Origin of the sequence: Pseudomonas sp. 2FG (assembly GCF_005502935.1) — a bacterium.
In the GTDB taxonomy this organism is placed as follows: domain Bacteria; phylum Pseudomonadota; class Gammaproteobacteria; order Pseudomonadales; family Pseudomonadaceae; genus Aquipseudomonas.
The window spans coordinates 143,254-150,231 of the sequence record NZ_SCMP01000014.1 but is presented as its reverse complement, the minus strand read 5'-3'; the positions used below and the strand labels follow the sequence as shown (position 1 = coordinate 150,231).

Below are 6,978 nucleotides of genomic sequence, written 5' to 3'. Positions count from 1 at the left end.
TGTCCTGCCGCATCGGCGAGAAGAGCGTATTTATCCTCGGGCTATCAGGCTCAAATCCCCGAAATATCCGATCAGAAACAAAAATGCCAATCAGCTTAACTGACTGGCATTAGGCCAAGGCCCGGTTTTTTATTCCTGAATGCGGCTGCGTTTAGCGATAAATCGTCGACAGGCCGCTGCGTTCTTCCAGGCACTCGGCTGAGCCCATTTCAAACTCGCGGCAGACCCAGGGGCGATTCTCATAGATGGTGCAGAGCATGGTGTCGCGGTCGAGGGCGATGCACCAGCCATCATCGAGTCGAGCCATGACGTCGCCGCCCCACTCATCGGTGTCGATGTAGCGGTCGGGCACGCCGGTGTCGGTGAGCAGGATGACTTCCAGCTGGCAGCAGCAGGCCGCGCAGGTGGAGCAGGTCACGGCCTGCTCGGGTTCGAGGGTGGTCAGCGGGATCTGGTTGGAGTCGGTAGTCATAGGCCGGCAGTGTAAGCCAGGCGCCAGCTTCGGTGTTGTCCAGCTGACCAGCGCCTGGCGGCTTGGCCTGGATCATCGTTATTGCTTGATTGCTTTCCGCGCAGCTGTGGATGCAGGCGGGTCAGCCTGCCGGCGCAAGCTTTGGCAGGCTCTTGAACGCCGCCAGCGCGCGCTCGCGGCTCTGCTGCAGATCGACTATCGGTCGCGGGTAGTCGAGCGCGCCGAACAGGCCGCCGCCATTTTGGAGAAGAGGCGCGGGGTTGTGGATGTCCTTGTTATTCAGCCCGGCCAGCTCGGGTAGCCAGTGACGGATAAAGTGGCCGTCCGGGTCGAATCTCTCCGACTGGCTGATCGGGTTGAAGAGGCGGAAATAGGGCACCGAGTCGGTGCCGGTGGAGGCGCTCCATTGCCAGCCGCCGTTGTTGGCGGCGAGGTCGCCGTCGATCAGTTGGCGCATAAAAAAACGCTCGCCCTCGCGCCAGTCGATCAACAGGTTCTTGCTCAGGAACATGGCCACCACCATGCGTAGGCGGTTATGCATCCAGCCGGTGGCCAGCAACTGGCGCATGGCCGCGTCGATGAGTGGGAAGCCGCTGCGGCCCTCCTGCCAGGCCGCCAGTTCATCCGGGGCATTGCGCCAGGGCAGCGCCTCGGTGTCCGGGCGGAAGGCGCGATGACGGGAAACTCGTGGGTAACCCACCAGGATGTGTTTGTAGAACTCGCGCCAGAGCAGTTCGTTGATCCAGCTGACCACACCGCCATTGCCGCTTTCGAATTCGCCGTAGTTGATCATCAGGGCGGCGTGCAGGCACTGACGCGGCGAGACCACGCCGGCTGCCAGGTAGGTCGACAGCTGGCTGGTGCCGGGTTTGGCCGGTAGGTCGCGCCGCTCCTGGTAGAAACCGATCTGCTCTTCGGCAAAGCGCCGCAAGCGTTCCAAGGCCGCCGCTTCGCCCGCGGGCCAGAGCTGGCGCAGGCTTTGCCCGGGGGTGGGGAAACCGTCCACGACCGTGGGAATGGGGTCGCTGGCCAGGCCCAGTGGCGCCTGGGCGGACGGCCGGCGCACCAGGCCGGGCAGGGCCCTGTGCAGGCGGCTGTAACAGAGCTTGCGAAACTGGCTGTAGACCTGGAAATAACCGCCGGATTTGCTCAGCACGCTGCCGGGTTTGAACAACAGCTGATCGAGGTGGCTGCGAAAAGTCACCCCCAGCGCATCCAGTGCTGCGGCCACCGCCTGGTCGCGGCTGCTTTCGTGGCTGCCGTATTCCTCGTTGACCTGTACGCAGTCGATTTGCCGCTCCCGGCACAGGCGGGCGATGACCTGGGGCGCCTCGCTCCAGGTGTCGGCTTGACGGATCAGCAGCGGCACGTTCAGCTCGCCCAGGGCGCGGGACAGTTCCACCAGGTTGCGCAGCCAGAAGTCGACCTTGCTCGGCGCATCGTCATGGCGTTGCCACTGGCCGGGGCTGAGCAGAAACACCGCGAGGGTCGGCCCGGCAGCCATGGCCGCGGCCAGGGCGGTGTTGTCCTGCACGCGCAGATCGCTGCGAAACCAGATCAATTGGCGCATTACGCGGTTCTTAACGGTTTTCCGCTTGCGTCGCGGCCCATTTGGACAGCAGCAACTTGCGCGGGCTAAGTCGGTTCATTGCAGGTGTTCGAGCAAGCGTTTCGCCGCTTCCTGACCGCTCAACCAGGCACCTTCGACTCGCCCGGACAGGCACCAGTCGCCGCAGGCATACAGGCCCAGGTCGGCATCGGCCAGGGTGCCCCATTCGTGGTTGCTGATGGGGCGCGCGTAGAGCCAGCGATGGGCCAGGCTGAAGGCGGGGGCGGGCACGGCGCAGCCGATCAGCTCGGCGAAGGCGCCGTGCAAGTGTTCGATCACCGTTTCCTTAGACAGGTCCAGATGCAGTTTGCTCCAGTTGCTGCTGGCGTGTAGCACCCAGGTGTCCATGTGGGTGTCGCGTCCCGGTTTGCTGCGGTTGCGCGCCAGCCAACTGAGCGGGCCACCCTCGACAAAGCAGCCTTCGACCGCCGTTTCCAGCGGGTTGGCGAACGCCAGTGCGACGGCCCAGGTGGGTTCCATGGCGACGCTGGCGGCGGCGCCGGCCAGCTTCGGGGCGGCGGCCAGCAGGGCACTGGCTTGTGGTGCGGGGGTGGCGATGATGACGTGACTGAAGGGGCCATGGCTCTGGCCCTCGGCATCCTGCAGGCTCCAGTGTTGCTTGCCGCGGAACACTTCGGTGATACGGCAGGAGAAGTTGATGGGCAGGGCGCCGAGCATGGCGCGGGTGATGGCGCTCATGCGTGGGGTGCCGACCCAGCGAACTTGCTCATCTGGCGAGGCGCTGAGCTGTCCGTCGCTGAAGTTGTAGAGGCTCGGCGCCCACTCGGCGACCCAGCCCCGCGTTTGCCACCGCTGGACGGCTTCGAGGAAACGGCGATCGCGGGCGGTGAAGTATTGCGCGCCCAAGTCGAGGGCGCCGGCGTCGCTGCGCTTGCTGGCCATGCGTCCGCCGCTGCTATGGCTTTTATCGAACAGCTGTACCGCCTGCCCCGCCGAATGCAGGGCTTGAGCGGCGGACAGTCCGGCGATGCCGGTACCGATAATGGCGATAGGTGCACTCATGGTCTACCTCGTTACCTAGGGCTGCAGGCTACGCTTTAGACAGAACCTGTACGCTGTAGTTATGTATAGAACGGTTCGGGTTCAGCCGCCTCCTTTGCTTTAGGACGGCGCGCGGCTGGAGAAAAGACACGTGCTCGCGACATGAACCAGACTAGGGCTATATCTTCATTTAGCACCAGGCGAGGAGGATGTCATGCATATATTGCTGACCGGCGGCACGGGTTTGATCGGCCGTGCGCTGTGCCGTCATTGGGCGGCGCAGGGGCAGCAGTTGACGGTCTGGAGTCGTACGCCCGAGCGTGTGGCCAGCCTCTGCGGTGCCCAGGTGCGCGGGATTGGTCGCCTCGACGAGCTGGCCGAAGAGCCGCTGGATGCGCTGGTCAACCTGGCTGGCGCGCCCATTGCGGATCGGCCCTGGACCAGCAAGCGCAAGGCACTGCTCTGGGCTAGCCGGATCACCTTGACCGAACAACTGTTGAGCTGGCTGGCAGGCCGCACGCAGAGGCCGCGGGTGCTGCTTTCCGGTTCGGCCGTGGGTTGGTATGGCGATGGGGGTGAGCGTGAGTTGCGCGAATCCGCCGCACCGGTGAGCGAGGACTTTGCCAGCCAGTTGTGTGGCGCCTGGGAAGAGACGGCGCAGCGGGCTGCAACGCTGGGGATGCGCGTGGTGCTGGTGCGTACCGGGCTGGTGCTGGCCAACGACGGCGGCTTTTTAAAGCGCCTGCTGCCGCCGTTCAAGCTTGGCCTGGGTGGGCCGATCGGCAATGGTCGACAGTGGATGTCGTGGGTTCATCTGGCCGATCAAATCGCCCTGATCGATTTTCTCTTACGGCAGGAGAGCGCTCAGGGTCCTTATAATGCCTGCGCGCCGCAGCCGGTGCGCAATGCCGAGTTCAGCCGCGCGCTGGGCCGTGTGCTGCAGCGGCCGGCGTGCTTGCCGGTGCCGGCGGTGGTGTTGCGACTGGCCCTGGGGGAACTGTCCGGTCTACTGCTGGGCGGCCAGCGGGCGCTGCCGGCCCGGCTGAGTGAGGCGGGTTTCAGTTTTCGCTTTAGCGATTTGGATTCGGCCCTGAACGATCTGTTGGGCCGTCATTGATTAGAGGCTGTTTTGAAAATCGTCGAGCGAAGGTCAGGCAAGGCAAAAATGGCTGAGGAAGCGGAGTTTACGAGCTGTAAATGAGCATTCCGAAGCCATTTTTAACGCAGCATCACCAATGCGTAGACAATTTAAAAACAGCCTTTTAGGGATTTTGCATGACCGATCACGCGTTGCTACTGGTCAACCTGGGTTCGCCGGCTTCTACCGAAGTGGCCGATGTACGTAGTTACCTCGACCAGTTCCTGATGGACCCCTATGTGATTGATCTGCCGTGGCCGCTGCGGCGTCTGTTGGTGTCGCTGATCTTGATCAAGCGCCCGGCGGCTTCGGCCCATGCCTATGCCTCGATCTGGTGGGATGAGGGCTCGCCCCTGGTGGTGCTCAGCCGGCGCTTGCAGGAGGCGATGAAAGCGAGCTGGACCCAGGGCCCGGTGGAGTTGGCGATGCGCTACGGCGAGCCGTCGATCCAGAGCGTGCTGACCCGCCTGGCGGCGCAAGGCATCCAGCGGGTGACGCTGGCGCCGCTGTATCCGCAATTCGCCGACAGCACCGTGACCACGGTGCTGGAAGAGGCCAGGCGGGTGGTGCGCGAGCAGAAGTTGAACCTGCAATTTGCCACCCTGCCGCCGTTCTACGCTCAGCCTGAATACCTCGAGGCCTTGGTGGAAAGCGCCAGGCCGCATCTGGAGCAGGGTTTCGATCACCTGCTGCTGAGCTATCACGGCTTGCCGGAGCGCCACCTGCGCAAGCTCGACCCTACGGGCAGCCACTGCCTGAAAGGCCCGGATTGCTGCCGCACGGCCTCGCCGGAAGTCTTGGCGACCTGCTACCGCGCCCAGTGCCTGCGCAGTGCGGAAGCGTTCGCCGAGCGCATGGGTCTGCAGCCCGGGCAGTGGTCGGTGTCGTTCCAGTCGCGCCTGGGCCGGGCCAAGTGGATCGAGCCCTACACCGAAACCCGGCTCGAGGAACTGGCCAGGCAGGGGGTGAAAAAGCTCCTGGTGATGTGCCCGGCATTCGTTGCCGACTGCATCGAGACCCTGGAAGAAATCGGCATCCGCGGTCTCGAGCAATTCCAGCACGCCGGCGGCGAGGAACTGGTGCTGGTGCCCTGCCTGAACGATCACCCGCGCTGGGTGGCGGCGCTGCAAACCCTGTGCGAGCGTGCGCTCCAGGGGCTGTGACTCGCCAGGCATTCGCGCAAGGGCGCTTGCTGCATTCGCTTGATGGATAACGCTCTCCTGGCAGTATAAGTACGGTTGTTGATGAGGCTAAGCTGCGCTCACTTTCAACCGTCGCGCGTCGCGCAAGCGGCGCCGAGGAGACCGTTAGTGAACAACAATAATAATGTCGGTTATCCCTCCAACCTTCGTGCCTGGGGCACTGTCGCCATCCTGATGGTGGCGTACGTCCTGTCCTTTATCGACCGGCAGATTCTCAACCTGCTGGTCGCGCCAATCCGCCGCGATCTGATGATCAGCGACACCCAGATGAGCCTGCTGATGGGCTTGTCCTTTGCACTGTTCTACACCGTTTGCGGCATTCCCCTCGGCCGGCTCGCCGATAGCAAAAGCCGGCGTGGCTTGATCGCGGTCGGCGTGCTGTTCTGGAGCGCGATGACCGCGGCCTGCGGCATGGCCAGGCTGTACTGGCAATTTCTGCTCTGCCGGATTGGTGTGGGTGTCGGTGAGGCGGCGTTGTCGCCGGCGGCCTATTCGCTGATTGCTGACAGCTTCCCCGCCGAGCGCCGCGCCACCGCCATCAGTGTGTATTCGATGGGGGTTTACCTCGGCTCCGGGTTGGCCTTCCTGCTCGGTGGTTTGGTGATCAAGTTCGCCTCGGCACAGGGCGATGTGCTGCTGCCGGTGCTCGGTGAAGTGCGCCCGTGGCAGTTGATTTTCTTGCTGCTGGGGGCCGCGGGCTTGCTCTTCACCTTAATGATGCAGGCCGTGCGCGAACCTGCTCGGCGCGGTGTGGGTGCCGGGGTGGCGGTGCCGCTGGCCGAGGTCGGTCGTTACATTCGCGCCAACCGCCGCACCGTGCTCTGCCACAACTTCGGTTTTGCCGGGCTGGCCTTCGCCGGTTACGGCAGTGCCGCGTGGATCCCGACGTTCTTTATTCGCACCTATGGCTGGGATGCTGGGCACGTCGGCGTGGTCTACGGCGGCATCGTCGCGGTCTTTGGTTGCCTGGGCATCGTCTTCGGCGGACGTCTGGCGGATTGGATGGCCAAGCGCGGGCGGACGGACGCCAATATGCGCGTCGGCCTGTATGCGGCGCTGGGTGCGTTGCCCTTCGTGCTGGCCTTCCCGCTGCTGGACAGTGGCAATCTGGCGGCGCTGCTGATGGCGCCGACGGTGTTCTGCCTGAGCATGCCGTTCGGCGTGGCGCCGGCGGCGATTCAGGACATCATGCCGAACTCCATGCGTGGCCAGGCCTCGGCGATTTACCTGTTCGTCATCACCCTGATCGGCCTGGGCATCGGCCCGACGGCGGTGGCGTTGGTGACCGACTATGTGTTCGCCGACGATAACGCGCTGCGTTATTCGCTTCTGCTGGTCACCAGCCTGGCGGTGCTGAGTTCGGTGTTCCTGCTGAACAAGGGCTTGCAACCCTACCGTGACAGCGTGGTGCGCTTGCAGCAGTGGGTGGCCGAGCCTGTCGGCGACGGGTCAGCAAAGAGTGCTTCGTCACCCTCATTCGCCATTTCCGCGCAGGCCGGAGTCTAGGATCAAAGGGTTTTGAGCATAAAAAAGCCCCGCAACTGCGGGGCTTTTT

The 6,978-nt window shown here is 63.9% G+C and carries 6 protein-coding genes; 3 read left to right on the top strand and 3 right to left on the bottom strand.

The window, feature by feature from the left end:
- Positions 1-151 precede the first annotated feature (151 nt).
- The 3 genes from FFS13_RS15370 to FFS13_RS15360 form a co-directional block, all read right to left on the bottom strand.
- On the bottom strand, positions 152-472 hold the full coding sequence (locus tag FFS13_RS15370) for a YkgJ family cysteine cluster protein (protein ID WP_137819955.1): 321 nt from the start codon (positions 470-472) through the stop codon (positions 152-154).
- Between the two features lie 121 nt (positions 473-593).
- Positions 594-2,042 carry a deoxyribodipyrimidine photo-lyase gene (phrB, locus tag FFS13_RS15365; protein ID WP_137819954.1) on the bottom strand — a complete coding sequence of 483 codons (1,449 nt, stop codon included), beginning with the start codon at positions 2,040-2,042 and terminating at the stop codon, positions 594-596.
- Positions 2,043-2,117: 75 nt separating this feature from the next.
- A complete protein-coding gene (locus FFS13_RS15360) occupies positions 2,118-3,104 on the bottom strand; it encodes an NAD(P)/FAD-dependent oxidoreductase (protein WP_137819953.1) in 987 nt (328 codons plus the stop codon).
- Positions 3,105-3,297: 193 nt separating this feature from the next.
- Between FFS13_RS15360 and FFS13_RS15355 the strand changes: the two genes are divergently transcribed.
- The 3 genes from FFS13_RS15355 to FFS13_RS15345 all read left to right on the top strand — a co-directional run bounded on the left by FFS13_RS15355 (position 3,298) and on the right by FFS13_RS15345 (position 6,929).
- Positions 3,298-4,200, top strand: a complete 903-nt coding sequence (locus tag FFS13_RS15355) for a TIGR01777 family oxidoreductase (protein WP_137819952.1) — start codon at positions 3,298-3,300, stop codon at positions 4,198-4,200.
- A 158-nt stretch (positions 4,201-4,358) separates the two neighbouring features.
- The gene (gene hemH, locus FFS13_RS15350) at positions 4,359-5,384 is read left to right on the top strand and encodes a ferrochelatase (RefSeq protein WP_137819951.1); all 1,026 of its coding nucleotides are present in this window, start codon (positions 4,359-4,361) and stop codon (positions 5,382-5,384) included.
- 147 nt (positions 5,385-5,531) lie between these two features.
- Positions 5,532-6,929, top strand: coding sequence for an MFS transporter (locus tag FFS13_RS15345; RefSeq protein ID WP_137819950.1), 1,398 nt, complete (start codon positions 5,532-5,534; stop codon positions 6,927-6,929).
- Positions 6,930-6,978: the final 49 nt, after the last annotated feature.